This window comes from Lentzea sp. NPDC054927, from assembly GCF_053610285.1.
In genome coordinates this window covers 1-25,816 of the sequence record NZ_JBSGXZ010000069.1, presented here as the reverse complement: position 1 = coordinate 25,816, position 25,816 = coordinate 1, and the positions used below count along the sequence as shown (strand labels likewise).

The window sequence follows — 25,816 nt, the reverse complement described above, 5'->3', positions numbered from 1 at the left end:
GACGAAAAGCGTGTCCGTTTGACACCCCTGCCTGGTTGCAGCAAGTGCTGAGGCACGACTCGTGACGGGGACCCGCCCGGAGCGCACTGAAAAGCAAAAGCCAGCGGCCCCGGTGGCCTGGCTGGTGTTGTTAGGCGTTGCCGTCGAACAGTGAGGTTACGGAGCCGTCTTCGAACACTTCCTGGATCACGCGGGCCAGGAGCGGGGCGATCGACAGGACGGTCATGTTCGCGAAGCGCTTCTCCGCCGGGATGGGGAGGGTGTCGGTGAAGACGACCTCGCGGGCGCCGGAGTCCTGGAGGCGCTGGGTGGCCGGGCCGGAGAGGATGCCGTGGGTGGCGGCGATGACCACGTCGGCGGCGCCCTCGTTGAGGAGTTGCTTCACGGCGCCTGCGATGGTGCCGCCCGTGTCGACCATGTCGTCGATCACGATGCAGAGGCGGCCTTCGACCTTGCCGACCACGCGGTTCGAGACGACCTCGTTGGGGCGGAGGGGGTCGCGGGTCTTGTGGATGAAGGCGATCGGGGTGCCGCCGAGGGTGTCGGCCCACTTTTCGGCCAGTTTGGTGCGGCCGGAGTCGGGGGAGACGACGGTGATGTCGTGGCCCGCGTACTTGCTGCGGATGTGGTCGGCCAGCAGGGGCATGGCCCACAGGTGGTCCACCGGGCCGTCGAAGAAGCCCTGGATCTGGGCCGTGTGCAGGTCCACGGAGACCAGGCGGTCGGCGCCTGCGGTTTTGAACAGGTCGGCCACCAGGCGGGCGGAGATGGGCTCGCGGCCGCGGTGCTTCTTGTCCTGGCGGCTGTACGGGTAGAACGGCATGATCACGGTGATGCGCTTGGCCGAGGCGCGTTTGAGGGCGTCGACCATGATCAGCTGTTCCATCAGCCACTGGTTGATGGGGGCGGTGTGGGACTGGATGACGAAGGCGTCGCAGCCTCGTACGGACTCCTCGAAGCGGACGAAGATCTCGCCGTTGGCGAAGTCGTAGGCCTGCTGCGGGGTCACCGTGACGTTGAGGTGCTTCGCGATCTCTTCCGTCAGCTCCGGGTAGGCACGCCCGCCGAAGAGCATCAGGTTCTTCTTCGGTGTGCCGGGCATCTGCGGGTTCACGCTCAGCGACCCTCCTCTGTCTTCTCGTCATTCTGCTTCGCGATGGCTGCCTCCGCTGCCTGAGCGGCGGCGGTGCCTGCCCGGCGGCTGGCTACCCAGCCCTCCAGGTTGCGTTGAGGGCCTCCGGACACGGCCAGCGCGCCCGGTGGGACGTTGCGGCGCAGGACGGTGCCCGCGCCGGTGTAGGCGCCGTCGCCCACGGTCACCGGTGCTACGAACATGTTGTCGGAGCCGGTGCGGCAGTGGGATCCGACGATCGTGCGGTGCTTGTTCACCCCGTCGTAGTTGACGGTTACCGAAGCTGCGCCGATGTTGCTGTGATCGCCGATCGTCGCGTCGCCGATGTACGACAGATGGGGGACCTTCGAGCCCTCGCCGATCTGCGAGTTCTTGGTCTCCACGAACGTGCCGATCTTGCCCTTCGTGCCCAGCGAGGTGCCGGGGCGGAGGTACGCGAACGGGCCGACAGAGGCCTTGTCGCCGATCACCGAGTCGCTGCCGTGCGTGCGCACGACCGTGGCGCCGGCGCCGACCCGCACGCCGGACAACGTGGTGTCCGGGCCGACGACGCTGCCCGCGCCGATCACGGTGCCTGCGCGGAGCTGCACGTTCGGCTCGATCAGCGCGTCCTGGCCCACCTGCACGTCCGCGTCCACCCAGACCGAGGCCGGGTCGACGACGGTCACGCCGGAGCGCATCAGGCCCTCGACGATGCGGCGGTTCATCTCCGCACCGACGGCGGCGAGCTGCACGCGGTCGTTGATGCCCTCGACCAGCCACGGGTCGGACGCGATCAGCGCGCCCACGCGGAGGCCGTCGCCGCGCGCGATGCCCAGCACGTCGGTCAGGTAGAGCTCGCCCTGCGCGTTGTCGGTCGACAACCGCGACAGGCCGTCACGCAGCACCGCGGCGTCGAACGCGTACACGCCGGAGTTGATCTCGTTGATCAGCTGCTCGGCCGCGGAGGCGTCCTTCTGCTCGACGATCCGCTGCACGGTGCCGTCGGCGTCGCGCACGATCCGGCCGTACCCGGTGGGGGTCTCCACCACGGCCGTCAGCACGGTGACCGCGTTGCCGGCCGAGGAGTGCTCGGCGAGCAGCGCGGTGAAGGTCTGGGTGTCGAGCAGCGGCACGTCGCCGTAGCTCACGATCACGGTGCCGGCCAGGTCGTGCGGCAGCTCGGCCAGGCCGCACGAGACGGCGTGCCCGGTGCCCTTCTGCTCGGCCTGCACCGCGACGGTGACCTTGCGTCCCAGAGCACCGGCGAGGTTCTCGAGATGCTCGGTGACGGCTTCACGGCCGTGGCCGACGACCACGGCCAGGTGGTCGGGGTCTGTACCGGCTGCCGCGCGCACCGCGTGTTCGACGAGTGAGCGTCCGGCGATCCGGTGCAGCACCTTGGGCGTGGACGACCGCATGCGGGTGCCTTCCCCGGCGGCGAGCACGACCGTGCTGACAGGGCCCTCGAGCATCGATGCTCTCCCTAACAGGCTGGGTGGTTCGAAGTCCGCAGACCAGCCTAAGCCTCCGTCGAGGGCTCCCCCGCCACGGCCGCGACCTGGCACCCGCCCTGGCGCTTGGCCACGTACATCGCCGAGTCGGCCCGGGACAGGGCCTGGTTCGCGGATTCGCGGGGGCGAAGTGAGATGACACCGACCGACAGCGTGACCCCGCGCGAGAGGTCGATTGGCAGGCCTGCCACGGCATCCACGGCCCGGCCGAGTGCTGCTTCCGCCGCGCTCAGAGGGGCTCCCGGCAGCAGCACGACGAACTCGTCACCGCCGTAGCGGGCCACCATGTCGTCGCCGCGCAGGGCCTGCCGGAGTGTGCTGGCAATCACCCGAAGAACATCATCACCGTCGGCGTGCGAGTGCCGGTCGTTCACGCCCTTGAACCCGTCGAGGTCCACCAGTGCGATGGAGAACGGGTCGACCTGACCGGAGATGAGCTCGCTCATCTTGTCGTCGAGCGCCCGCCGGTTCGGCAGCCCGGTCAACGGGTCCTGCAACGCCTGCTGCGCGATCGCGCCGTGTGCGCGCGTCAGCCGTTCGTGTTCTCGTCGCGTCATCAACGTGGCGACGCGGGACTCGCGCATCTGCCACAGCTCGAGCTCCAGCGCCGAGTTGTAGGCCTCCAGCGCGGACATCGTGTGCGGGCCGCAGAGGTGCGCGTACTCGCGTTCCAGCGACAGCACCAGCGACGGTTCCGACGTGTCGTGCTCCATCTGCGTGCGCGTGTCGCCGAGGACCTTCAGCGCGTCGTCCAGCCGGTTCGCCTCGACCAGGCACCTGGCCAGCGCGATCGCGACGATGATCAGTTCCCGCGCGTACATCGACAGGCCGCGCAACGACCACAGCCGGTCGAGGTGGTTCTCGCTCGGGTGCGTCAACGCGTGCGCGGCGCCGAGGATCGGCACCTGCTCGGCGGCGGCGAGGTCGCGCCTGCCGGGGTGCAGCGACTGGCGGAACGGCACCTCGGCGGCCTCCGCGAGCCCGGCGGCCACGATGAACTGCTCGTGCGCGGCGTCGTGCAGCCTGACCCGCTCGAGCCGCAGGCCCCAGCCGATCCGCAGCCGGGCCCGGTTGACCAGGTGCACGTAGATCTGGTGCGGCTGACCGCTCTCCCGCAGCGCGTTGTTCGCACGGGCCAGCACGTCGTCCGCCATCTCGTAGACGCCCAGCTGGGTCAGCACGAGGGCGATGTCCTGCAGCGTCGTGGCCAGCAGCTGGTCCCACGTCCGCTTGTCGAACACCGGGTCGGTCTCGGGTTCCTCGTCGAGCATCATCGCGAGCGCCGACGCGATCTCGGTCAGCGCCTTGTCCTCGGCGTTGCCCAGCAGGAACCGGCGGCCGCGCAACGCCCGCGCGTCCGCTTCCAGCACGATCAGGCCGTGGCGGCGGCAGTGGGTGAGCATCTCGTCGAGCTGCGGGTCGGACATGTCGACCAGCCCGGGAGTCACCAGGCGGACCACGGCCGCGGCTCTGAGCAGCTGCGCGACGATGCGGGGCTCACCACGGCCCTGCGCCTCGGCGAGGATGTGGTCGATCTCGGCGGCAGCGTCGAGCTGTGCCGCGAGGTGACTGCTCTGGGCCACGGCGACAAGCTCGCTCGCGCGGCCCACCAGCCACGCGTCGGACATCTCGTGGTGGCGATGGCCCACGTTGCCCTGCTCGTCGACCGTTTCCTCGGGCAGCTTCGCACCTCCCAAAGACACCATGGCCCCTGGCGTTCAAGGCCCCTGCTCCGCCACCAGGATTCGAACCTGGACCATCTGAACCAAAATCAGAGGTGCTGCCTTTACACCATGGCGGAATGGGCGAACTCGCGTGCGCCCTGCGCACATGTTGTCACGAGAGGTCCTCCTGTTGTCCAACCACCACTCATCCGGCTCAGTTGATGATCACGTTTTCATGCCGATTGACCTGGTCAGAAAGTCCGCGAGCGCACCTCGGTACGTGTCGGTCGCCACATTCCACCCGGAGGTGTGGTCGGCGCCGGGGATCTCCACGTACTGCAGCGGCCACCCGAGCCCGGCCGCCGCGGTCGCCAGGTCGCGCGACGACTGGGCCGGCACGGTGCCGTCCGCGGAGCCGTGGAACAGCAGTGTCGGCGGCTTCAGCGCGGGCGGGTTGCGGACGAGGTCGAACCGGTCGAAGTCGATGTCGGCGCGCCAGCCGGACACGAGCTCGGCGATCGGCGTGAGCCACGTCGGCACGCCGCGGTTCTCCGCCTGGAGGTTCAGCGTCTGCGTCCAGTTCGTGACGGGGGAGTCCAGGACCACGCCGGAGACGGCCGCCGCGACGCTGGAACGGGCCAGCGTCTGGCCGACGATCGCGCCGCCCATCGACCAGCCGTAGAGCACGACCTTCTGCGCGCCCTGGGCCTGCGCGTACTTGATGCCGGCCTCGACGTCACGCCATTCGGTGTCGCCGAGGTGGTATAGGCCGTCCGGCGACGCGGGCGCGCCGACGTCGTTGCGGTAGGTGATCAGCAGAACGGGCAATCCGGCACTGTGCAACTGCGGAACCACGCGCAGCGCCTCTTCGCGCGACGCGCCCCGCCCGTGCACGGTGATGACCCACGTGTCCTCGTTCGTCGACGGCACGAACCACGCGGGCATCTCGCCGAGTTCGGACGGCACCCTGACCTCGCTGTAGACCAGACCCAGCGTGGTCTTGGGGTTGCCCTCGTAGACGTCGGTCTCGATGCGGACCTTCGTGCCCTCCGGCGGCGCGGTGCCGTCGAGGAGCGGGCGTTCGACGCGGCCGTCCTTCGTCGCGGCGATGTCGCCGACCTTCGCGGCGCCGCCCGGCCAGACGAGGCCGAACGTGCCGCGCTGCGTCGTGAGCTTCGATTCGGCGAGCACGACGTTCTTGTCGTCCACGCCGAGCGAGGTCTCCGGGTAGCGCTGCGGCAGCGCTTCCTCCGGTTCGAGCAACTCGCCGCTGTAGTACCAGCCGACACCACCCAGGGCCGCCGTGACCAGCACGAGCAGGACGAGCAGCGAGGTCACGGTGATCCGGATGATCTTGCGTCTGGCCATCTGTCGATGATGCCGCGTCCAGGTCGCGATTCCAGGCGACACAGCGCGACGAACCTGAGAACTGTCAGTGAGTTTCCACGCGAGTCTGGCGTAGTAGGCAGCCCTAACCTACGCTTCCGTAAGTTACGGTTGCGTAGGTACGTCGACCCCTCACCCCCCAGAGGTATCCGTATGACCACGACGATGGATCCGTCCACCGACCAGGGCCCGAAACCGTTGTTCGACGGGCGGCGCAGTCATGCCGAGCAGTCCGGCGTGTACGTGTTCGTCATCGTTCCCTTCATCGCCTTGCTGGCCGCCATCCCCTTCGCGTGGGGCTGGGGCCTCGGCTGGGTCGATGTGGCGCTCTTCGTCGCCTTCTACTACCTGTCCGGTCTCGGCGTGACGATCGGTTACCACCGCTACTTCACCCACGGCTCGTTCAAGGCCAACCGCGCGCTGAAGATCGGTCTCGCGATCGCGGGCTCGATGGCGCTGCAGGGCCCGGTCATCGACTGGGTCGCCGACCACCGCCGCCACCACGCGTTCTCCGACCGCGAGGGCGACCCGCACTCGCCGTGGCTGTTCGGCACGGGTCCCGCCGCGCTGGCGAAGGGCTTCTGGCACGCCCACATGGGCTGGCTGTTCGACCGCGACAAGACCAACCACAAGCGCTTCGCCCCCGACCTGATGGCCGACAAGGACATCGTGTGGGTCGACAAGCACTTCGTGACGTGGACCGTCATCTCGCTGGCCACGCCGGGCGTCCTCGGTGGCCTGATGACCTGGTCCCTGTGGGGCGGCGTGACGGCGTTCTTCTGGGCCGGCCTGGTCCGCGTCGCCTTCCTGCACCACGTCACATGGTCGGTCAACTCGATCTGCCACATGGTCGGCGACCGCCCGTTCGCCGCGCGCGACCGCTCCGCCAACGTCTGGGCGCTGGCGATCCTGAGCTTCGGCGAGTCGTGGCACAACCTGCACCACGCCGACCCGACCTCCGCGCGGCACGGCGTGAAGCGCGGTCAGATCGACATCTCGGCCCGGCTGATCTGGCTGTTCGAGAAGTTCGGCTGGGCTACGAACGTCCGCTGGCCGAGCGAGCAGCGGCTGGCCAGGATCAGTGCCAAGAAGTAACACCCGTAGGCTGACTCGATGACCAGGGTCAGGATGACGGGCAAGGAACGCCGAGAGCAGCTCCTGGACGTCTCCCGCTCCCTGTTCGCCGAGAAGGGCTTCGAAGCCACCTCCATCGAGGAGATCGCGCACCGCGCCAGCGTGTCGAAGCCCGTTGTCTACGAACACTTCGGTGGCAAGGAAGGCATCTACGCCGTCGTTGTCGACCGTGAGATGCAGCGCCTGATGGACCAGATCGTGGTGGCGCTGGAAGGCGGCAGCCACCCGCGTGAGCTGCTGGAACACGCCGCCTGCGCGCTGCTCGACTACATCGAGGGTTCGACGGACGGGTTCCGCATCCTGGTGCGGGACTCGCCCGTTGCTTCGTCTTCCGGCACCTTCTCGTCGTTGTTGAACGACATCGCCTCGCAGGTCGAGCACATCCTCGGCGTGCACTTCGCCAAGCAGGGCTACGACCGCAAGCTGGCCGCGCTGTACGCGCAGGCGCTGGTCGGGATGGTCGCGCTGACCGGGCAGTGGTGGCTGGAGGCGCGCAAGCCGAAGAAGGACGAGGTGGCGGCGCACCTGGTCAACCTGGCCTGGAACGGCCTCTCGGCGATGGAGCACAAGCCAAAGCTGCGCATGCGCGCCTGATCAGCCCTTGTGCATCTGCACGCACCACGGCCTTTTCCTTTGTGCACGGCGTCAACGTCCCGGCGATCGCTGAAACGGTCCGGGCGTACTGCAGCGATGTCTCCAGACGCACGGAGTTCCTGCGTCCGCGTCGCTGTCGGTGCCGTTCGTCGAGGGGTCGAACGGCACGATGGTGATCACCTCAGGCAGTTCCGGTGAGCCTCAGCAGCTTGTTGTTGGTGCCGTTCGACGTCGTGATGTAGAGCGCGCCGTCGGGTCCGGTGCGGGCGGCGCGCAGGCGGCCGTACTTGTCGTTGAGCTCCTCGGGGATGCTGACGTTCTGGACCTTGCCCGCGGCGTCGAGCGTGAACAGCAGCAGCTTCGAGCCCTTGAGAGCGGTGATCGCGAGCTTGCCGTTCCAGAACGCCGCCTGGCAGATCGCCTCGGTCGACGAACCGGACGACCACACCGCCGGCACCGCGTCCGGGAAGCGCTGCTGGTCGGTCATGGGCACACTCTCGTCGTAGCGGCTCGTCGTGCCGCCCTTGGACGGGTCCCAGCCGTAGTTCGCACCCGCGCGCAGCAGGTTGACCTCGTCGTCGATGTCCGGGCCGTGCTCACTCGAGAACGCCTGGTCGCTGTCCGGCCGGAAGACCACGCCCTGCACGTTGCGGTGGCCGTAGCTGAAGATCCGCCGCTCGTTGGCGTTCCCGGAACTGATGAACGGGTTGCCGGCCGCGCCCTCGCCGGTCTCGGGGTCGATCCGCAGCACCTTGCCGCCGAGGCTGGTGCGGTCCTGCGGGTTGCGGGCCTGCGCGATGTCACCGGTGGCGACGTACATCGACCCGTCCGGCGCGAGCGTCGGGCGGCAGCCGGAGTGGCGTCCGCTCGAGTTCGACGGCATGCCGGTGACCAGGTCCTTCACCTTCGCGGCCCTGGTGCCGTCGAGCTTGTACGTCACCAGCCGCACGTCCTTCGACGTGTTGTAGCAGACGGTGAACCGCTGGTTGTCCGGGTGGATCACCATGCCCATCAGGCCGCCCTCGCCACGCGCCTGCACGTCGCGGAGGTCGATGTCGACGGGGGTGACCTGGCCGCCCCGCACCAGCTTGATCGTCCCCGGACGTTCGGTGACCAGCATTGAGCCGTCGGGCAGGAAGCCGAGGTCCCAGGCGTGCTGGAAGCCCGTGGCGACCTCTTCGACCTTGAGACCGGTTGGCGCGGGTGCCTTCGACGGCGCGTTGCCGCCTGGTTCCGGAGTGGAGCAGGCCGCGACTAACAGCACCGACACAGCAACAAGTGCGCGCATGTCGTAACTATGCGTTTGGTGCCGTGGAGGTTCCGTAAGGCCGCTCGACGGGCAGCAACGCACGCGCGCTGTCCAGGTCCTGCGAACGCACTCTCTCGTGGATCTGCCGCGCCAACGTGGTCACGTCGGTGATGCTGACCGTCCACTCGTGGACGTACTTCTCCACGGCCTCACGCGTGAGGCCGATCTGGATGGACCGGTGCTCCAACGCCTCGTGGTTCAGCCCGCGTTCGGGATCCCACTGCACCCGCACCGAGGGCTTGCCGGAGATGTTGCTCTCGACGGCCTGCGACACCGCCCAGTCGAACCCCTCACGGGTGATCCGCACAGCCAACACGCGTTCCTGGCCTTCCTTGAGCGCGTATCCGCAGCGGTACATCATCCAGAGGAACGACGGCTTGATCCACGTCATCCGCTCCATCTTGAACGGCGGCACGAACCGTTGTGCGGCCACCGCGGGCTCCGCGATCGAAGCTGAATAAGCCTGGTAGACCACGATGGACTGATCGTCGTAGTCAGCCCTGATCTCTCTCTTCTGCACGCCGACAGGGTGACCGGGCAGAAGCGGGAGTGCCACCGTAATTCGCTGTGCCGCCGCCGGACCGCAGTGCTAGACAGCCCGCGTGCACAACGCTCCGCAGTTCCCCGATCTGCTCCGGCTGATCGACGACCGGTCCACCGCCTTCCGCGCCGCCATCGCCTCTGCGCCCAGCCTCGACGCGCAGGTGCCCACCTGCCCGGCGTGGACGCTCGCGGACCTCGCCCGGCACATCGGCGAGGGGCGTCGCATCTGGGCCGCCACCGTCGCCGCGGGGCCGGCCGAGGCCAAGGCGAAGCCGGAGCTCGAGCCCATGCCGCAGGAGCGCGAAGCAGTGCTGGCCTGGCTGGAGGAGTCGACGCGGCAACTCCTGGACGCGCTGACCGAGGCCGGTCCGGACCGCGAGTGCTGGGTCGGCTGGACCGACTCGCAGTCGCCGGCGACCACCGGTGCGGTGGCCCGGCACCAGGTCCAGGAGATCGCGGTGCACACCTACGACGCCCAGCTCACCGTCGGCGAACCGCGGCCGTTGCCGGAAGAGGTGGCGCTCGACGGCGTCGAGGAGTTCCTGTTCACCTGCAACGCGACGACGTTCCCGTGGCCGCACGAGCCCGCTGTGCTCGGGTACGTCGCCACCGAGGGCCGCTCGTGGGCGCTCTGGCTCTCCGAGAAGGGCGCACGGGCCGAACCGCTGGCCGGGCCTCCTGAGGCCGACCTCGTCGCCGTCGGTACCGCGAGCAACATCGTTCTGACCATGTACGGCCGCGTCGAACTCGACGTGTTGAAGTTCGAAGGCGACGTGGCAGTGCTCCACGGGCTGGTGGACTGGGTGCCTGCTTGAGGCGCGCTCGAAGCCACCCGATAAGGGGTCGCGCGACGAGCTAAGGTGGGTGGTGAGACCCCTCGTCCCAGGCAGGGGTCTGTCTGGCGTCTCCCACTCGACCGGGGTTTCTCACATGCCGCTGCTCGGCCTGCTCGATGGTGTCCTGCCCGACAAAGCCCTCCGCACGTTGATCGACTCCGCCGGCGTGCCCGAGCTGGCGCTGGACGGCCCGCTGGCCGCCCGCCCGCTCGTGGTCGCCGCGCTGTCCACCGCGAAGCCCGTCCTCGCCGTCACCGCCACCGGGCGTGAGGCCGAGGAGCTGACGAACGTCCTGAGGGACCTCATCGGCGCGGACAAGGTGGCGTTCTTCCCCAGCTGGGAGACGCTGCCGCACGAACGGTTGTCGCCGCGGGCGGACACCGTCGGCGCGCGCCTGCAGGTTCTGCGCAGGTTGAAGCATCCCGAGGGCAACCCGATCAAGGTCCTCGTCACCACGGTCCGCAGCCTGATCCAGCCGATGGCGCCGGACCTCGGCGAGCTGCAGCCCGTTCATCTCAAGACCGGCGAGGAGCAGGACTTCGCGGAGCTGATCACGCGGCTCGCCGAGAACGCCTACACCCGCGTCGACATGGTCGAGAAGCGCGGCGAGTACGCGACCCGAGGTGGCATCCTCGACATCTTCCCGCCGACCGCGGAGCACCCGTACCGCGTCGAGTTCTGGGGCGACGAGGTCAGCGAGATCCGGCCGTTCTCCGTGCAGGACCAGCGATCGCTGCCCGACGAGGTCTCCGGCTTCGTCGCGCCGCCGTGCCGTGAGCTGCTGCTGACCGAGGACGTCAAGCTGCGCGCGGCCGAGCTCGCGGAGGAGCACCAGTCGGACGCCCACCTCGTCGAGATGCTGGAGAAGATCTCCAACGGCATCGCGGTCGAGGGCATGGAGGCGCTCATCCCCGCGCTCTGCCCCGGCGAACTCCAGCTGCTCACCGACGCCGTTCCCCGCGGCACGCACGTCCTGGTCAACGACCCGGAGAAGATCCGGGCCCGCGCCGCCGACCTCGTCCGCACCGGCCAGGAGTTCCTCGAGGCCTCCTGGATGGCGGCTGCCGGCGGGGGCAAGGCGCCGATCGACCTCGGCCGCAGCGCCTACCAGGGCCTGCGCGAGATCGCGGACCACGCCAAGGCGAACGACCGTCCGTGGTGGACGCTCAGCCAGCTCACCACCGACGCGTCGGACGTGGTGCACCTCGACGTCAAGCCGGTCGAGGCCTACCAGGGCGACGTCGAGCGCGCGTTCGCCGACCTCAAGGCGCACACCGCGACGGGTGGCGCGGCCGTGCTGGTCGTGCCCGGCGCCGGTACCGCGCAACGTGCGGTGGAGCGGCTCAAGGAAGCGGACGTCTCGGCGATCTGCGTCGAATCCCTTGACGAGGCACCGAAAGCGGGCATCGTCACGGTCGTACGCGGCTCGCTCGAAGAAGGCTTCGTGCTGCCGGACCTGGCGCTGGTCGTGCTCACCGAGACCGACCTGACCGGCGGTCGCGGTGGAACGTCCACAAAGGACATGCGCAAGATGCCGTCGAAGCGGCGCAACGCGGTGGACCCGCTGGCGCTGCGGGCGGGCGACTTCGTGGTGCACGAGCAGCACGGCATCGGCAAGTACGTGGAGATGGTCCAGCGCACGGTCGCCGGCGCCACCCGCGAGTACCTCGTCCTCGAGTACGCGTCGTCCAAGCGCGGCCAGCCGGGCGACCGGCTGTTCGTCCCGACCGACCAGCTCGACGAGGTCAGCCGGTACGTCGGCGGCGAGCTGCCCACGTTGAACAAGCTCGGCGGCAGCGACTGGAAGAACACGAAGTCCAAGGCGCGCAAGGCGGTCAAGCAGATCGCGGCCGAGCTCGTGCAGCTCTACGCGGCACGGCAGAGCGCACCGGGGCACGCGTTCGCGAGCGACACCCCGTGGCAGCGCGAGCTGGAGGACGCGTTCGCGTTCACCGAGACGCAGGACCAGATGGCCGCGATCGACGAGGTCAAGGCCGACATGGAACGGTCAGTGCCGATGGACCGCGTCATCTGCGGTGACGTCGGCTACGGCAAGACGGAGATCGCGGTCCGCGCGGCGTTCAAGGCGGTGCAGGACGGCAAGCAGGTCGTCGTGCTGGTGCCGACGACGCTGCTCGCCCAGCAGCACCTCAACACGTTCGCCGAACGCATGCGCCAGTTCCCGGTGATCGTCAAGGGACTGAGCCGCTTCACGGACCCGCAGGAGTCCGCGCAGACCATCGCCGGTCTCGCGGACGGCGAGGTCGACATCGTGATCGGCACGCACCGGTTGCTGCAGAAGACCGTGCGCTACAAGGACCTCGGCCTCGTGATCGTCGACGAGGAGCAGCGGTTCGGCGTGGAGCACAAGGAACACATCAAGGCGCTGCGCACGCACGTCGACGTGCTGACCATGTCCGCGACGCCGATCCCGCGCACGCTGGAGATGTCGCTCGCCGGCATCCGCGAAATGTCCACGATCCTGACGCCGCCTGAGGAACGCCACCCGATCCTCACCTACGTCGGTGCGTACGACGACAAGCAGGTCGGCGCCGCGATCCGCCGCGAGCTGATGCGTGACGGCCAGGTCTTCTACGTGCACAACCGGGTCTCGACGATCGAGAAGGCCGCGAAGCGCATCCGCGAGCTGGTGCCGGAGGCCAGGGTCGTCACCGGGCACGGCCAGATGAACGAGGACAAGCTCGAACACCTCATCCAGGGCTTCTGGGAACGCGAGTACGACGTGCTCGTCTGCACCACGATCGTCGAGACGGGCCTGGACATCTCCAACGCCAACACGCTGATCGTCGAGCGCGGCGACCTGCTCGGCCTGGCCCAGCTGCACCAGTTGCGCGGCCGCGTCGGCCGTGGCCGCGAGCGCGGGTACTCGTACTTCCTGTACCCGCCGGAGACCCCGCTGACCGAGCACGCCCACGACCGGCTCGCGACGATCGCGCAGAACACCGAGCTGGGCGCCGGCATGGCCGTGGCCATGAAGGACCTGGAGATCCGCGGCGCCGGCAACATCCTCGGCGCCGAGCAGTCAGGGCACATCGCGGGCGTCGGCTTCGACCTGTACATCCGGCTGGTGGGCGAGGCCGTCGAGGCGTTCCGCAAGCACGCCGGCGCGGACGGGCCTGACGTCGAGGAGGACCTCGCCGAGGTCCGCGTCGACCTCCCGGTGGACGCGCACATCCCGCACGAGTACGTGCCGGGCGAGCGCCTCCGTCTGGAGGCCTACCGCAAGATCGCGGCCGCCTCGGACGAACCGGCGCTGCAGGCCGTCTGGGACGAGCTCAAGGACCGCTACGGCACGCCGCCGGAGCCGGTGGAGCGTCTGCTGAGCGTGGCCCGGTTGCGGCACACCTGCCGCCGGCACGGGGTCACCGAGGTGATCGCGATGGGGCAGAACATCCGGTTCGCGAGGCTGGAACTGCTCGACTCGCAGCTGGTCAGGCTGCGCCGGTTGTTCCCGAAGGCGCTCTACAAGCAGGCACTGGGCACGGTGACGGTGCCTAGGCCGACAGAAGGAGCGGCAGGCGGCCGGATGGGTGCACCTCAGCTGCGCGACCAGGAGCTGTTGAACTGGTGCGGTGCGTTCCTCGACTCACTCGCGGGGACTCCCGTGACCCCGGTCACCAAGGCGTGAGAGGGTAGATCCTCGTGAGCACTGTTCTGAAGCGTTTCTCGCTGGTCGGTGTTGCCGTGGCGCTGTTCGCCACCGGTTGTGGCACCGGGCCCGCGAAGGCCAGTTCGGCCGCGATCGTCGGGGGTCAGTCGATCGGCCTGGGCACCGTCCAGGAACGCACCGTGAAGGTGCTCAAGAAGGAGCCCGCGGCCCAGCAGATGCAGGACCAGGGCAAGCTCGACCAGGTCTCGCGGCTGGTGCTGGCGGACGAGATCACCCACAAGATCGCCGAGCACGCGGCGCAGCGCGAGAACATCACGGTCGACGAGACCAAGGTGTACGACGCGGTGCAGGAGAAGGGTGGCCCCGAGGCCGCCGCGAAGCAGAGCGAGCAGGACGAGACCACGATCCACCGTCGCCAGCGCGACGTGCTGGTCATGGGCGAGCTCGCCAAGCGCAACCTCTCCACGCTCGAGGTCGTGATCGACTTCTTCCAGGTCAAGGACCCGAAGGAAGCCAAGGAGAAGGCCGCGGAAGTCACGGCCGACCCCTCGAAGATGTCGCGGTTCGTGCAGGAGGCCCCGCGCACCACCGGCGGTCAGCAGGCCTCGGCGTCGAACCAGAAGGTCCGCGTCACCGAGAACCCGTCGCTGGTGCACACGATGCTGTGGGGCGTGAAGCCCGGCACCGTCGTCGCCTTCCCCGCCGACGAGCAGCAGTCCAGCTGGATGGTCGCGCTGGTCAAGGAGCGCAACAAGGTCTCCCCGGTTCCCGGTGAGGACGACCTGACCGAGCGGATCGACCCGCGCCTGCTCGCCGCGTTCGGCCTGCGGATCGCCCAGTTCCTGGCGGCGGACCAGCAGATCGAGGTCAACCCGCGCTACGGCGTGTGGGACCCGACCGACGCGACCGTGGTGCCCTCCGCCGGTGAGAAGGCCGGGTTCGTCGGCGTGCCCGCGGCCAAGAACAAGTCTTGATCACCGTCATCGTCCTGAGCGAGCGGCTCGACGCCGTGCTGCCCGCTGCCGCCCTGCCCGCGTTGCGCACGGCCAAGGCCGTCTACGCGGGCGAGGGCGTCGCTCCCGAGTTCTGGTCCACGCTGGGTGTCGACGGGCCCGCGCCCGCCGTCGTCGAGGACGGCGCGGTGGTGATCACGACGTCGGCAGAGGCGTATCCCGGCGCCGTGGTGATCACGACGCCGGAGCCGATGGGTGCCGCCTTGCTCGACGCAGCCGCGGTGATGCACCGGCTGCGTTCGCCGGGCGGATGTCCGTGGGACGCGGAGCAGGATCATCAGTCGCTGCGCCAGTACCTGGTCGAGGAGACCTTCGAACTGCTGGAGGCGATCGAGGACGGCGACCGCGCGGCGATGCGCGAGGAGCTGGGCGACGTGCTCCTGCAGGTGCTGTTCCACGCTCGGGTCGCGGCGGAGGATCCGAGTGATCCATTCGACATCGATGCTGTTGCGTCCGAACTGGTGGCCAAGCTCGTCGGGCGTCACCCGCACGTCTTCGAGGGCCACGATCCGGCCGTGCACGACGCGACCTCGCAGCAGCACCGGTGGGAAGAGCTGAAGCAGGTCGAGAAGCGACGTGAGTCCAGTGTGGACGGTGTTGCGCTGGGTCAGCCAGCTGTCGCGCTGGCCGCGAAGCTGGTGCAGTGCACCAAACGCGCGGGTCTCCCCGTCGATCTGCTGCCGGAGGACGACGACACGGGCACGACGTTGTTCGCCGTGACCGCCCTCGCGAAGATCGCGGGTGAGGACCCGGAGACAGAGCTCCGCCAGGTCTGCCGCCGTTTCGCCGCGAACGTTCGTGAAGCGGAAGCCAAGGCGCGGGCCGAAGGTGCAGATTCTCTGACAGCAGAGGACTGGCGACGGTTTTGGCCCTCGTCAACTACTCGGCCCTGAGAGGCTGAGCTCAAGGGCTCGATCCTCCGGGCTTTGTTCGCGTTCCTCGTCCACGGCTGGCTGCGCGTGTGCTGGCCGCATCTCCCGATCGCTGTTCACGCAGCTGCCGGGTCGGGCACGTTGACATGTACCCACACCAACCGTGCCCGGTTTCGGACGTTCACGGCGGCGACGACGTCGGCGGGTCCAGCAAGACCGCATCGGCGACAGTAGAAATTGTCCCTAGCGGGGCGGTTGGCGCGTTCGGTGTGCCCGCATCGCGGACACATCTGGCTGGTGTACCGGGCGTCCACGGTCAGCACCGGCACCCCGGCGCGTTTCGCTTTGTAGCGGATGTGCTGTTCGAGCTGGTGGAACGGCCAGCTGGTGAGTGTGGCTCGCTGGTGCCGCGAAACCGTGACCCGATCACGGATACCGCCCAGGTCCTCCAGGGCGATACCGCGACCGGTGCGTTCGGCAACAGCCACAACCTGATTGGCAACTCGATGGTTCACCTGTGTCGCGTGTCGGGCTTCACGCTTGGAGCGGTGCTTCAACCGACGCCGCGCCGACTTCGTCCGCTTCGCCTGCAGCTCGGCGCGCTTACGGGCGTGCCAGCGGCGATAGCGCTGCAGGCGGCGCCCTTGGAAGTCGTCGCCGTCCGACGTCGTGGCCAGGTTCACGATTCCCCGGTCCACCCCGATCCAGTCGACTGGATCGAACTCGGGCTTCTCCTCGATCTCGCAGGTCGCGATCAGGAACCACATGCCGTCCCTGCACGCCAGATCCGACTCGCCCCGCCGATACGCACGCAGCGTCGTGAGCTGATCCGGTGAACCCGTGAATCGCAGGTTCTTCACCCGGCCCGCCACCGTCCAGATCGACACCGTGCCCGCGTCGTACTGCCACGACAAGCAGCGGTCATCGAACGGCTGCGCCGCATCACGGCGGAACCCGATCGGTTTCGACTGCGCCTTCGCTCGGCGCTTGTTGCCCACCGGGCCGAGGTTGCCGTTGCGGATGCTCGCGCACAGTGTGGTGTAGGCGTCCGTGATTTTCTTGATCACATGCTGAGCGGCCTGCGCACCCAGTCCTCGCGCCTTCACCGCAGCATAGGTGGACTTGCGTAACGAGTACTCACGAAACACGCCCGTTTCGAACGCTACTCGCGACACGGCATCGGCGGCGTCATTGCACGCGTGCAGGGTCGACCGCAACGCCGCTGCCTGCTCGGCGGTCGGAAGCAGCTTCACCTGCACGACGAGCTTCACCTGAGCGACCGTGCCGAACACGCGTTCGAGACAGTTGCCTGGGTTCAGGCAACGCCACACCCCTGCACCAATGCGTCCTCGCAGCCCCAGGGCGCCGCAGGGCCAAAGCGCGTATGTAACCGGTCGGGATTCCTGCGACGGCTTCGCCGGGCGGTGAACGTGGGCTAACGTCGATCTCGTGACTTACCTGCGGTATCCGCACCTGAGCGGTGACTTGGTGACGTTCGTGGCGGAGAACGACGTGTGGCTCGCGCCCGTCGGTGGGGGAAGGGCCTGGCGCGCGTCCGCTGATCAGGTACCTGCCCGCTCACCACGATTCTCCCCTGATGGCACGCATCTCGCGTGGGCCAGCACGATCGACGGCGCGCCGGAAGTGCGAGTGGCGCCTGTGGACGGTGGCCCCGCACGCCGATTGACGCACTGGGGTGTGAGCCGCACGGCCGTGTCCGGGTGGACGCCGGACGGGCGAGTGCTCGCCGTGTCGACCACCGGGCAGATGTCGAGGCACCGCAAGCAGGCGCACGCCGTTGCGCTGGACGGCGGACCGGCGGAGCTGCTGCCGTTCGGGTGGGTCAACGACGTCTCGTTCGGTCCGGACGGCCAGATCGTCACGTCGTCGAGCTACATGCAGGAACCCGCGAACTGGAAGCGTTATCGGGGCGGCACCGCCGGCAAGCTGTGGGTGGATCTCGCCGGTGACGGTGAGTTCTCCCGGATCCTGGGCGACCTGAAGTCGTCGCTGACGAACCCGATGTGGGTGGACGGCCGGATCGCGTTCCTGTCGGACCACGAGGGCGTCGGCAGCGTGTACTCGGTGCTGCCGGACGGCACCGACCTGCGCCGCCACACGACCGGGGAGTTCTACGCGCGCAACGCGACCACCGACGGCGAGCGGGTGATCTTCCACCAGGCCGGCGAGCTGTGGCTGCTGGAGGGCCTGTCGGACCTGCGCAAGCTCGACATCAAGCTCGGCGGCCCGCGCACCGGCCTGCAACCGCGCCACATCAAGGCTTCCGGCAACATCGAGTCGTTCAGCCTCGACCACACCGGCCGCGCGTCGGCCGTCGAGGTCCGCGGTTCCGTGCACTGGGTGACGCATCGCGACGGCCCGGTGCGGGTGCTGGCCGACCGCTCGGACGTCCGCGCACGGCTGCCGAAGGTGCTCGGCGAGACCGATCACGTGGTGTGGGTGACGGACGTCGAGGGCGAGGAAGCCCTGGAGATCGCGCCCGTCGGTGGCGTCGAGCCGGGCAACACTGCGCGCCGTGTCGCTTCCGGCGTGCTGGGACGGGTCATGTCGCTGGCCGCCGCGCCGGATGGTTCGCGCGTGGCCGTGGCGACGCACGACGGCCGGTTGTTGTTGGTGGACATCGCTTCCGGTGAGGTCCGCGAGGTCGTCTCGGGTGCCAACGCGCACATCACGAACCTCGCGTTCTCGCCGGACTCCGCGTGGCTGGCGTGGTCGCATCCCGGACCGATCCCGTTGCGGCACATCAAGATGGTGAACGCGGCCGATCTGTCCATTGTGGACGTGACACCGCTGCGGTTCGCCGACTTCGCGCCGACCTTCACCGAGGACGGCAAGTACCTGGCGTTCCTGTCGATCCGCACGTTCGACCCGGTCTACGACGCGCACGTGTTCGACCTGTCGTTCCCGACGGGCTGCCGGCCGCACCTCGTGCCGCTGGCCGCGACCACGCCGTCGCCGTTCGCGCCGATGCGCGGCGGTCGCCCGGTCGGTGACGAGGACAAGGACTCCGACGACGAGGACGAGAAGACCCCGGTCACGAAGGTCGACATCGAGGGCATCGCCGATCGCGTGGTGCCGGTGCCCGTCGCGGCCTCCGAGTACGTGGGTCTCAAGGCTGCCAAGGGCGGACTGTTGTGGTTGCGCCGGCCGTTGCTCGGGGTGCTGGGCGACAACCTGGCTTCGCCGGAGTCCCGGCCGCCGCGCACGGTGCTGGAGCGCTTCGATTTCACGAAGGCGAAGACCGAGTGCCTGGCGGACAGCGCGGAAGCGTTTGCGGTGTCCGGTGACGGCAAGCGGATGATCGTCGAGGACCGCGGTGACCTGCGGGTGGTGCCGACCGACAGCAAGGCCGACGAGGACTCCGCCGACTACGTGGAGATCGACCTGGCTCGGGTGCGGGTCGTGGTCGACCCCGCGGCGGAGTGGGCGCAGATGTACGCCGAGAACGGGCGGCTCATGCGCGACCACTTCTGGCGCACCGACATGGGCGGCGTCGACTGGCAGGGCGAGCTCGACCGCTACCGGCCGCTGGTGGCCGAGCTGGGCAGCCACGACGACCTGGTCGATCTGCTGTGGGAGGTGCAGGGCGAACTCGGCACCTCGCACGCCTACGTCTGGGGCGAGTCGCCGCGTGTGCCCGCGTCCCGTCGGCAGGGTCTGCTCGGGGCGGACCTGGCTCGTGAGGGTGATGACTGGGTGGTCAAGCGCGTGATCCCCGGCGAGACGTCCGACCCGCACGCTCGTTCGCCGTTGGCCGCCCCCGGGGTGGCTGTGCGCGCGGGCGACGTGCTGGTGGCCGTTGACGGTCGTCCGGTCGGTCTGGCGGGCCCTGGTGCGTTGCTGGTGGGCACCGCGGGCAAGCCCGTGGAGCTGACAGTGCGGCCGAGTGGTGGTGGAGAGCTCCGTCGGGTCGTTGTCGTGCCTCTGGCCGACGAGGAACCGCTGCGCTACCACGACTGGGTGGCGAACAGGCGTGCGTTCACGCACCAGGTGTCCGGTGGCCGGGTGGGCTATCTGCACGTGCCGGACATGATGGGCGCCGGCTGGGCACAGCTGCACCGCGACCTGCGGGTGGAGCTGGCGCGCGAGGCGTTGGTGCTGGACGTCCGTGAGAACGGTGGCGGTCACACGTCCCAGCTGGTGATCGAGAAGCTCGGGCGCAAGGTCATCGGGTGGTCGGTGGCGCGCGGGTACACGGCGTCGGAGTCGTACCCGCAGGACGCGCCGCGCGGACCGGTCGTGGCGGTGGCCGACGAGTACGCCGGATCCGACGGCGACATCGTCAACGTAGCCATCAAGGAACTCGGGATCGGACCCGTCGTCGGGGTCCGGACCTGGGGCGGTGTCATCGGCATCGACATGCTCTACACGCTGGTCGACGGCACCATGGTCACCCAACCGAGGTACGCATCTTGGTTCAAGGGCCATGGATGGGACGTGGAGAACTACGGTGTCGACCCGGACATCGAGGTGGTCATGTCACCGTCCGACCGTGTTTCCGGGCGCGACCCGCAGCTGGAGAAGGCCGTTTCGTTGGCTCTGGAAAGCCTTTCATCTTCGCCTGCTGCTCACGCTCCGGAGTTGCCGCCGTTGGTGTAAACACCCCATCGTGTGACTAAAGAACTGTGACGGACTGTTCCATGTGGACGATCAACCAGATGGAACAGTTGTCACCGTTCGGGGGTGTGCTGGAGATGAGTCACCGTGATGAGCCGCGCAGCGGTCGCGGATGTTTTGGTGCCGTGGTCGTCGTGCCGTTCCTGGCGCTGGGCGGCATGTTCGCGTTGATCGCCCTGACGGGGTCGCCGGATGAGGCGCCGCTGGCGGCTCCGCCGCCTGCACGGCCTACTTCTCAGTGGTGGACAGAGCCCTTTGAGACCGGGGCTACGTTGTCCACGGTTACTGAGACTGTGGTGGTGGAGGGGCGGGCTCGGGAGGTGGCGGCGGCTCGGTTGGCCACTGCTACGGCTACTCGGGTTTCCACGGTTACTGAGACTGTGCGGGTTAGTACTACAAAGCCTGCGGCTGTTGGGCGGAATGAGCCTGGGGTTGAGCCTGGGCCTGGGGAAGAGGAGCCGGGTGGGCCGGTGGTCACGTCCCCTTCGGACAGTGCTTCGCCGCCGGTGGTCACGACGTCCTCTGTGGTTGCTGCGCCTCCGGCTCCTCCGGTTGTGGGGCCGCCGGTTTCGAGTGCTCCTTCGGAGCCGAGTGTGCCGGTCACCTCGCCTCCTGCTGAGGTGCCGCCTTCTACGCCTCGGGCTGAGGATCCGGTGCCGCCGACTACTCCGACTGCGCCGACTGTGCCTACTGCTCCGGTTGAGCCGCCGTGTGATCGGTCTGAGCCTGCGCCTGGCGACTCTGGGGAGCCGGCCGTTGAGGTTTCGGTGGAGTTGCCGCTGGCATCCCCTGTTGAGGATTTGGCCACGTCCTCCGCGCCCTTGGCAGGGGTCTGAGAGAGGGGGCTGGGGCCTTCATCCGCCAGGTCCCGGCTTCCTTCAGATGCTGATAGAACGCACAGATTTTGTGTGCAGTGCGGGGTTGGGTGTTTGCCCTTGGGCTGGTCGCCCCGACTGACCGGCCTCTTCTGTTGGGTCACCTGACCTGCGGGGCAGTGGTTGTTGCCGCTGCCCCGTTTCTGCGTGTGGTCACCTTTTCCTGGGGGCTCCGCCCCCAGACCTCCGCCAATCTGATCTGGGGGTCCTCCGCCGTGCGTGGGTTGATGGCACGCCTGTTGCGTTGGGCGGAGTTGCGTTGCGTGGGTGACGGGGACCCGCCCGGAGCGCTGTTTCAAGCGTTAGGGCGCCTCGGCTTCGCCTTCGGGACTGCTCGCCTGCGGCTTCGCTTGGGGCCTCGCCTGCGGCATCGGCGTGCTAGGCCACGCTTGCCCTTGCGTAGGCGTCGGCGCCGCTGAAGACGTTTTGGCCGTATTCCACGGAGTTGTTGTAGGTCATGACTGCCGCCCACCAGCCCTGGCCTGTGCCCAGGTCCCTTGCGCCGCCTCCGCAGAGGTAGCGGGCTGCTGTTAGGGCTGCGTCGTCGATGTTTTGGGGGTCTGCTGGGAGGCCGTCGGCCGCTGCTCGCTTGGCCCAGCGGTTCCAGGTGCCTGGGATGAACTGCATTGGGCCTACGGCTCGGTCCCAGGAGGTGTCGCCGTCCAGGCGGCCGCCGTCGGTGTCTGGGATGGCTTTTACGCCTGGGCCGCCGTTCAGCGGGATGCCGATGATGGGGCGGGTGGGGAGGCCGTTGTCTTGCAGGCGGGCGCCGTTGATGTTGCCGTGGTGCGATTCGACTCTGCCGATGCCTGCCAGGGTGGCCCAGGAGATGCGGCAGGCGGGGGACTCGCGCTGCATCGTCAGGTCGGCTGTGGCGTAGGCGTGCAGGGCGCGGGTGGGGATGTCGGTTTTCGAGGCGACTCTGGTGGCCCACTCGGTCAGGGGGTTCGTGTCTGTTGTGGTGGTGGTGTTGCCTGGGGTGGCGGCGCTGCCTGGGGCTGCTGCGCCTGGTTGTACTTCCTGGATGGGGACCAGGAACGGCGGTGGGCCCAAGGGGGCGGCGTCTTTGCGGTTCAGGGCGCCCAGGGCCCAGGCGCCGGCGGCTACTACGACTATCAGCAGCAGCACCAGGACGATGCGGCCGAAGATGTTGCCTGAGCGGTTGCGGCGGGCGGGGGAATCCTTCAGCGGCGGCGGGACCACGTAGTCAGGCTACGTGCTCTGTGTGGGTGGTGGCCGGGTCAAGCGTGATGAAACCGGCACTGTTGGCGGCTGGACATTCAGGTGAGGCTTACCTTAAATAAGGCCGACCTAATTTGCGGAGGCTGCGGGATGTTGTTCGCCAATGGCTTGATCGGGCTGCGGGAGGGGCTTGAGGCCGCGCTCGTGGTGAGCATCTTGATCGCATTCCTGGTGAAGACGGATCGACGGCACGCGCTCAAGTGGGTTTGGGTGGGTGTTGTCACGGCTCTGGCACTGTCGGTAGCGGCTGGGGCGATCATCACGTTCAGTGCCGCCGGCATGACGTTTGAGCAGCAGGAAGCGTTCGGCGGGATCATGTCGATCATTGCCGTCGCGTTCGTCACCGGAATGATCTTCTGGATGCGCAGGGCGGCCAAGACGATCGCGGCCGAGTTGCGCGGCAAAATGGACGAAGCGCTGCAAATCGGACCTATCGCCATTGTTGGTCTTGCCCTTTTGTCGGTGGGGCGGGAAGGGCTGGAGACGGCCGTCTTCTTCTATTCCAGCGTGCAGGCCGCCGGCGGGGGCACGACTGAGCCGTTGATCGGGTTTTTGCTGGGGATCGCGGTGGCGGTGGTGATCGCCGGGCTGCTGTACCAGGGGGCGATCCGGTTCGATCTCGGGAAGTTCTTCACGGTCACGGGTGTGCTGCTCGTGTTCGTGGCGGCGGGGGTGCTCAGTTACGGCATCCACGACCTGCAGGAGGCCGCGATCCTGCCCGGGTTGAACACGCTGGCGTTCGACATCAGCGACACCGTGCCGGAGGACTCCTGGTACGGGGCGTTGCTCAAGGGGTTCTTCAACTACTCGCAGCGGACGTCCGTGCTGCAGGCCATCGCGTGGGTCGGCTACGTGGTGGTGGTTCTGTCCCTGTTCCTCATCCGGCCGCGCCGCCGCGCCGCCGTGGCCAACTGATCAATGGAGTGACCGTGCGCAAGGCAGTAGTGATTCTCGGCTCGCTCGCGGTGCTGGCGGCGTGTAGCAGCAACGGCGGCACGAGTGGTGCTAGTGGCAACATCGCTGTTGAGGCGACTGATGACGCGTGCAAGGTTGCCAAGACCGACGCGAGCACCGGCAACGTCACGTTCGAGGTGACCAACAAGGGCACCAAGGTGACCGAGTTCTACCTCTACGCGGAGGGCGACCGGATTCTCGGCGAGGTCGAGAACATCGGGCCAGGGTTGTCGCGGAAGCTGATCGTCGAGGTGACGGAGTCCGGCAAGTTCCAGACGGCGTGCAAGCCCGGTATGAAGGGCGACGGCATCCGTGGCGACTTCACCGTCACCGGTGACGCCAAGAAGTCCACTGACAGCAACGCGTTGCTCGCCGAGGCGACCAAGAGCTACCAGCGTTACGTCAACTCGCAGGCCGACCAGCTGCTGGTCAAGACCGAGGAGTTCGTCAACGCGGTCAAGGGCAAGAAGGTCGACGACGCCAAGGCGCTCTTCCCCGTGTCGCGGCTGTACTGGGAGCGCATCGAGCCCGTCGCGGAGAGCTTCGGCGACCTCGACCCCAAGATCGACGGTCGCGAGGACGTGATCGACGAAGGCATGGAGTTCACCGGCTTCCACCGCCTCGAGAAGGACCTGTGGGTGTCCGGGCTGCAGGCCGACTCCGACAAGATCGCGGACCAGTTGCTGGTCGACGTCAAGGAGATCGTGGCCAAGGCGAAGGCGGTCGAACTGACGCCGTTGCAGCTGGCCAACGGTGCCAAGGAGCTGCTCGACGAGGTCGCCACCGGCAAGATCACCGGCGAGGAGGACCGCTACTCGCACACCGACCTGTGGGACTTCCGCGCCAACGTGGACGGCTCGCAGGCCGCGATCGCCGCGCTGCGCCCGGTCGTGGAGCAGAAGGACAAGGCGCTCGTGTCCACTTTGGACGCCAAGTTCAAGGCGCTCGACGAGGCGCTGGAGAAGCAGCGCAAGGGTGACGGCTTCAAGCTCTACACCGAGCTGACGCAGGACGAGATCAAGGCGCTGGCCGAGTCCGTGGACGCGCTGGGCGAGCCGGTCAGCAAGGTGGCGGAAGTGGTGTCGGCCAAGTGACCGGAGTTCCCCGTCGCAGGTTGCTCGGGTTCGCGGGCGCCGGTGTGGCGCTCGCGGGCGCGGGCGCCGCCGCCGGTGTGCTCGCCTCCAAGCAGTCGCCGGAGGTGGAGAACCTCGCGGCGGCGAAGGTGCCGTTCTACGGCGACATCCAGGCGGGCATCACCACGACCGCGCAGGACCACATGCACTTCGTCGCGCTGGACGTGAAGACGAAGAGCCGCGACGAGCTGGTCGACCTGCTCAAGCAGTGGACCGTTGCCGCGGAACGGATGACCGCGGGCCAGGAGGCCGCGGAGAACGGTGCGGTCGGTGGCAACGCCGAGGCGCCGCCCAAGGACACCGGCGAGGCGCTCGACCTGCCCGCGTCCGCGTTGACGATCACGATCGGCTTCGGGCCGTCGTTGTTCGACGACAGGTTCGGGTTGAAGGACAAGCGGCCGGAACGACTGATCGACCTGCCGCGCTTCCCGCAGGACGACCTGGATCCCGCGCGCAGCAACGGTGACATCTGCATCCAGGCCTGCGCGAACGACCCGCAGGTCGCCGTGCACGCGATCCGCAACCTGGTGCGCATCGGGTTCGGGCGAGTGGCGGTGCGCTGGTCGCAGCTCGGGTTCGGCCGAACCTCGTCGACCACGCGTGATCAGGCGACGCCGCGCAACATGTTCGGGTTCAAGGACGGCACGCGCAACATCAAGGCCGAGGACACCGAGCACCTCCGCAACCACGTCTGGGTCTCGAAGGAGGACGGCCCGGACTGGCTCGTCGGCGGCACGTACCTGGTGTCGCGCCGGATCCGCATGCACATCGAGATCTGGGACCGCACGTCGCTGACCGAGCAGGAGCAGATCGTCGGCCGCACCAAGGGCGAGGGCGCACCGCTGGGCCAGCAGAAGGAGTTCGACGAACCCGACCTGCACGTCAAGGGTGCCGGCGGGATCCCGTTGATCAACGACATCGCGCACATCCGGCTCGCCTCGCCGGAGTCGTTGAACGGCGCCAGGATCCTGCGCCGCGGCTACAACTTCACCGACGGCTCGGACGGGCTCGGGCACCTCGACGCGGGCCTGTTCTTCGTGGCGTTCAACCGCGACTCGCGCACGCAGTTCGTGCCGATGCAGCACGCGTTGTCCACAAAGGACGACATGATGGAGTACGTCGAGCACACGGGTTCGGGACACTTCGCAGTGCCGCCGGGCGTGCAACCCGGTGGCTACTGGGGCGAGACCCTCTTCAAGAGCTAGTGTCCTGAGTCGCTGGTTCACGGTCAGCTTGTGGCGTCTGCAAGTACCACCAACTCAAGATCATCGGGCGTGTAACTACACCCGACCGGCCTGCTCCGGCGGCCACGGACCGCGGACCTGCTTGTTGGGTGTAGTTACAGGCGATTTGATCAAGAGTTGGCG

The 25,816-nt window shown here is 68.2% G+C and carries 18 protein-coding genes and 1 tRNA gene; 10 read left to right on the top strand and 9 right to left on the bottom strand.

The features are described 5' to 3' along the window. Positions 1–130: 130 nt before the first annotated feature. From ACWGE0_RS43910 to ACWGE0_RS43890, 5 genes are all read right to left on the bottom strand, one after another. Complete coding sequence (locus tag ACWGE0_RS43910) at positions 131–1,102, bottom strand: ribose-phosphate diphosphokinase (RefSeq protein ID WP_319969824.1); 972 nt, start codon at positions 1,100–1,102, stop codon at positions 131–133. A gap of 14 nt (positions 1,103–1,116) precedes the next feature. Next, positions 1,117–2,586, bottom strand: coding sequence for a bifunctional UDP-N-acetylglucosamine diphosphorylase/glucosamine-1-phosphate N-acetyltransferase GlmU (glmU, locus tag ACWGE0_RS43905; RefSeq protein WP_452266781.1), 1,470 nt, complete (start codon positions 2,584–2,586; stop codon positions 1,117–1,119). A 47-nt stretch (positions 2,587–2,633) separates the two neighbouring features. Continuing rightward, positions 2,634–4,331 (bottom strand): GGDEF domain-containing protein, encoded by a 1,698-nt coding sequence (locus tag ACWGE0_RS43900; RefSeq protein ID WP_452266780.1) that lies wholly within the window; start codon positions 4,329–4,331, stop codon positions 2,634–2,636. A gap of 24 nt (positions 4,332–4,355) precedes the next feature. Further along, positions 4,356–4,426, bottom strand: a tRNA-Gln gene (locus ACWGE0_RS43895). An 88-nt stretch (positions 4,427–4,514) separates the two neighbouring features. Continuing rightward, positions 4,515–5,657 carry an alpha/beta hydrolase family protein gene (locus ACWGE0_RS43890; RefSeq protein WP_452266779.1) on the bottom strand — a complete coding sequence of 381 codons (1,143 nt, stop codon included), beginning with the start codon at positions 5,655–5,657 and terminating at the stop codon, positions 4,515–4,517. Positions 5,658–5,828: 171 nt separating this feature from the next. Here ACWGE0_RS43890 and ACWGE0_RS43885 point away from each other — a divergent pair, with 171 nt between their 5' ends. Together ACWGE0_RS43885 and ACWGE0_RS43880 are read left to right on the top strand one after the other, a co-directional pair. Next, positions 5,829–6,770 (top strand): acyl-CoA desaturase, encoded by a 942-nt coding sequence (locus tag ACWGE0_RS43885; RefSeq protein ID WP_452266778.1) that lies wholly within the window; start codon positions 5,829–5,831, stop codon positions 6,768–6,770. Positions 6,771–6,803: 33 nt separating this feature from the next. Beyond that, entirely contained in the window at positions 6,804–7,403 is a 600-nt protein-coding gene (locus tag ACWGE0_RS43880) for a TetR/AcrR family transcriptional regulator (protein WP_452266783.1), read from the top strand. Between the two features lie 181 nt (positions 7,404–7,584). Here ACWGE0_RS43880 and ACWGE0_RS43875 read toward each other — a convergent pair whose 3' ends face one another. Then, positions 7,585–8,691 (bottom strand): PQQ-dependent sugar dehydrogenase, encoded by a 1,107-nt coding sequence (locus ACWGE0_RS43875; protein WP_452266777.1) that lies wholly within the window; start codon positions 8,689–8,691, stop codon positions 7,585–7,587. A gap of 7 nt (positions 8,692–8,698) precedes the next feature. Beyond that, a complete protein-coding gene (locus ACWGE0_RS43870) occupies positions 8,699–9,232 on the bottom strand; it encodes a DUF4291 domain-containing protein (RefSeq protein WP_452266776.1) in 534 nt (177 codons plus the stop codon). An 82-nt stretch (positions 9,233–9,314) separates the two neighbouring features. Here ACWGE0_RS43870 and ACWGE0_RS43865 point away from each other — a divergent pair, with 82 nt between their 5' ends. From ACWGE0_RS43865 to ACWGE0_RS43850, 4 genes are all read left to right on the top strand, one after another. After that, positions 9,315–10,070, top strand: coding sequence for a maleylpyruvate isomerase family mycothiol-dependent enzyme (locus tag ACWGE0_RS43865; RefSeq protein ID WP_452266775.1), 756 nt, complete (start codon positions 9,315–9,317; stop codon positions 10,068–10,070). 115 nt (positions 10,071–10,185) lie between these two features. Beyond that, positions 10,186–13,740 carry a transcription-repair coupling factor gene (mfd, locus tag ACWGE0_RS43860; protein ID WP_452266774.1) on the top strand — a complete coding sequence of 1,185 codons (3,555 nt, stop codon included), beginning with the start codon at positions 10,186–10,188 and terminating at the stop codon, positions 13,738–13,740. Between the two features lie 14 nt (positions 13,741–13,754). After that, positions 13,755–14,696, top strand: a complete 942-nt coding sequence (locus tag ACWGE0_RS43855; RefSeq protein ID WP_452266773.1) for a hypothetical protein — start codon at positions 13,755–13,757, stop codon at positions 14,694–14,696. Then, a complete protein-coding gene (locus tag ACWGE0_RS43850) occupies positions 14,693–15,628 on the top strand; it encodes a MazG family protein (RefSeq protein ID WP_452266772.1) in 936 nt (311 codons plus the stop codon). The genes ACWGE0_RS43855 and ACWGE0_RS43850 overlap by 4 nt, the downstream gene beginning before the upstream one ends. Positions 15,629–15,723: 95 nt before the next feature. On the opposite strand, the gene ACWGE0_RS43845 is transcribed toward ACWGE0_RS43850, so the two are convergent. Then, positions 15,724–16,878 (bottom strand): RNA-guided endonuclease InsQ/TnpB family protein, encoded by a 1,155-nt coding sequence (locus tag ACWGE0_RS43845; RefSeq protein WP_452266771.1) that lies wholly within the window; start codon positions 16,876–16,878, stop codon positions 15,724–15,726. 178 nt (positions 16,879–17,056) lie between these two features. On the opposite strand from ACWGE0_RS43845, the gene ACWGE0_RS43840 reads away from it, so the two are divergent. Beyond that, positions 17,057–20,227, top strand: a complete 3,171-nt coding sequence (locus ACWGE0_RS43840; protein ID WP_452266770.1) for a S41 family peptidase — start codon at positions 17,057–17,059, stop codon at positions 20,225–20,227. Positions 20,228–21,498: 1,271 nt separating this feature from the next. Here the strand turns inward: ACWGE0_RS43840 and ACWGE0_RS43835 are convergent. Beyond that, positions 21,499–22,323, bottom strand: a complete 825-nt coding sequence (locus tag ACWGE0_RS43835) for a hypothetical protein (protein WP_452266769.1) — start codon at positions 22,321–22,323, stop codon at positions 21,499–21,501. 129 nt (positions 22,324–22,452) lie between these two features. Between ACWGE0_RS43835 and efeU the strand changes: the two genes are divergently transcribed. Genes efeU through efeB form a run of 3 tightly spaced genes read left to right on the top strand, consistent with a single transcriptional unit; the run spans position 22,453 to position 25,654 of the window. Then, the gene (gene efeU / locus ACWGE0_RS43830) at positions 22,453–23,277 is read left to right on the top strand and encodes an iron uptake transporter permease EfeU (protein ID WP_452266782.1); all 825 of its coding nucleotides are present in this window, start codon (positions 22,453–22,455) and stop codon (positions 23,275–23,277) included. 8 nt (positions 23,278–23,285) lie between these two features. Continuing rightward, the gene (gene efeO / locus ACWGE0_RS43825) at positions 23,286–24,410 is read left to right on the top strand and encodes an iron uptake system protein EfeO (RefSeq protein ID WP_452266768.1); all 1,125 of its coding nucleotides are present in this window, start codon (positions 23,286–23,288) and stop codon (positions 24,408–24,410) included. Next, entirely contained in the window at positions 24,407–25,654 is a 1,248-nt protein-coding gene (gene efeB / locus ACWGE0_RS43820) for an iron uptake transporter deferrochelatase/peroxidase subunit (protein WP_452266767.1), read from the top strand. The genes efeO and efeB overlap by 4 nt, the downstream gene beginning before the upstream one ends. Positions 25,655–25,816 lie beyond the last annotated feature (162 nt).

Coding starts and splice junctions, on each gene's coding strand:
- ACWGE0_RS43910 (WP_319969824.1), bottom strand. CDS start 1,102: ATGCCCGGCACACCGAAGAAGAACCTGATGCTCTTCGGCGGGCGTGCC.
- glmU (WP_452266781.1), bottom strand. CDS start 2,586: ATGCTCGAGGGCCCTGTCAGCACGGTCGTGCTCGCCGCCGGGGAAGGC.
- ACWGE0_RS43900 (WP_452266780.1), bottom strand. CDS start 4,331: ATGGTGTCTTTGGGAGGTGCGAAGCTGCCCGAGGAAACGGTCGACGAG.
- ACWGE0_RS43890 (WP_452266779.1), bottom strand. CDS start 5,657: ATGGCCAGACGCAAGATCATCCGGATCACCGTGACCTCGCTGCTCGTC.
- ACWGE0_RS43885 (WP_452266778.1), top strand. CDS start 5,829: ATGACCACGACGATGGATCCGTCCACCGACCAGGGCCCGAAACCGTTG.
- ACWGE0_RS43880 (WP_452266783.1), top strand. CDS start 6,804: ATGACGGGCAAGGAACGCCGAGAGCAGCTCCTGGACGTCTCCCGCTCC.
- ACWGE0_RS43875 (WP_452266777.1), bottom strand. CDS start 8,691: ATGCGCGCACTTGTTGCTGTGTCGGTGCTGTTAGTCGCGGCCTGCTCC.
- mfd (WP_452266774.1), top strand. CDS start 10,186: ATGCCGCTGCTCGGCCTGCTCGATGGTGTCCTGCCCGACAAAGCCCTC.
- efeU (WP_452266782.1), top strand. CDS start 22,453: ATGTTGTTCGCCAATGGCTTGATCGGGCTGCGGGAGGGGCTTGAGGCC.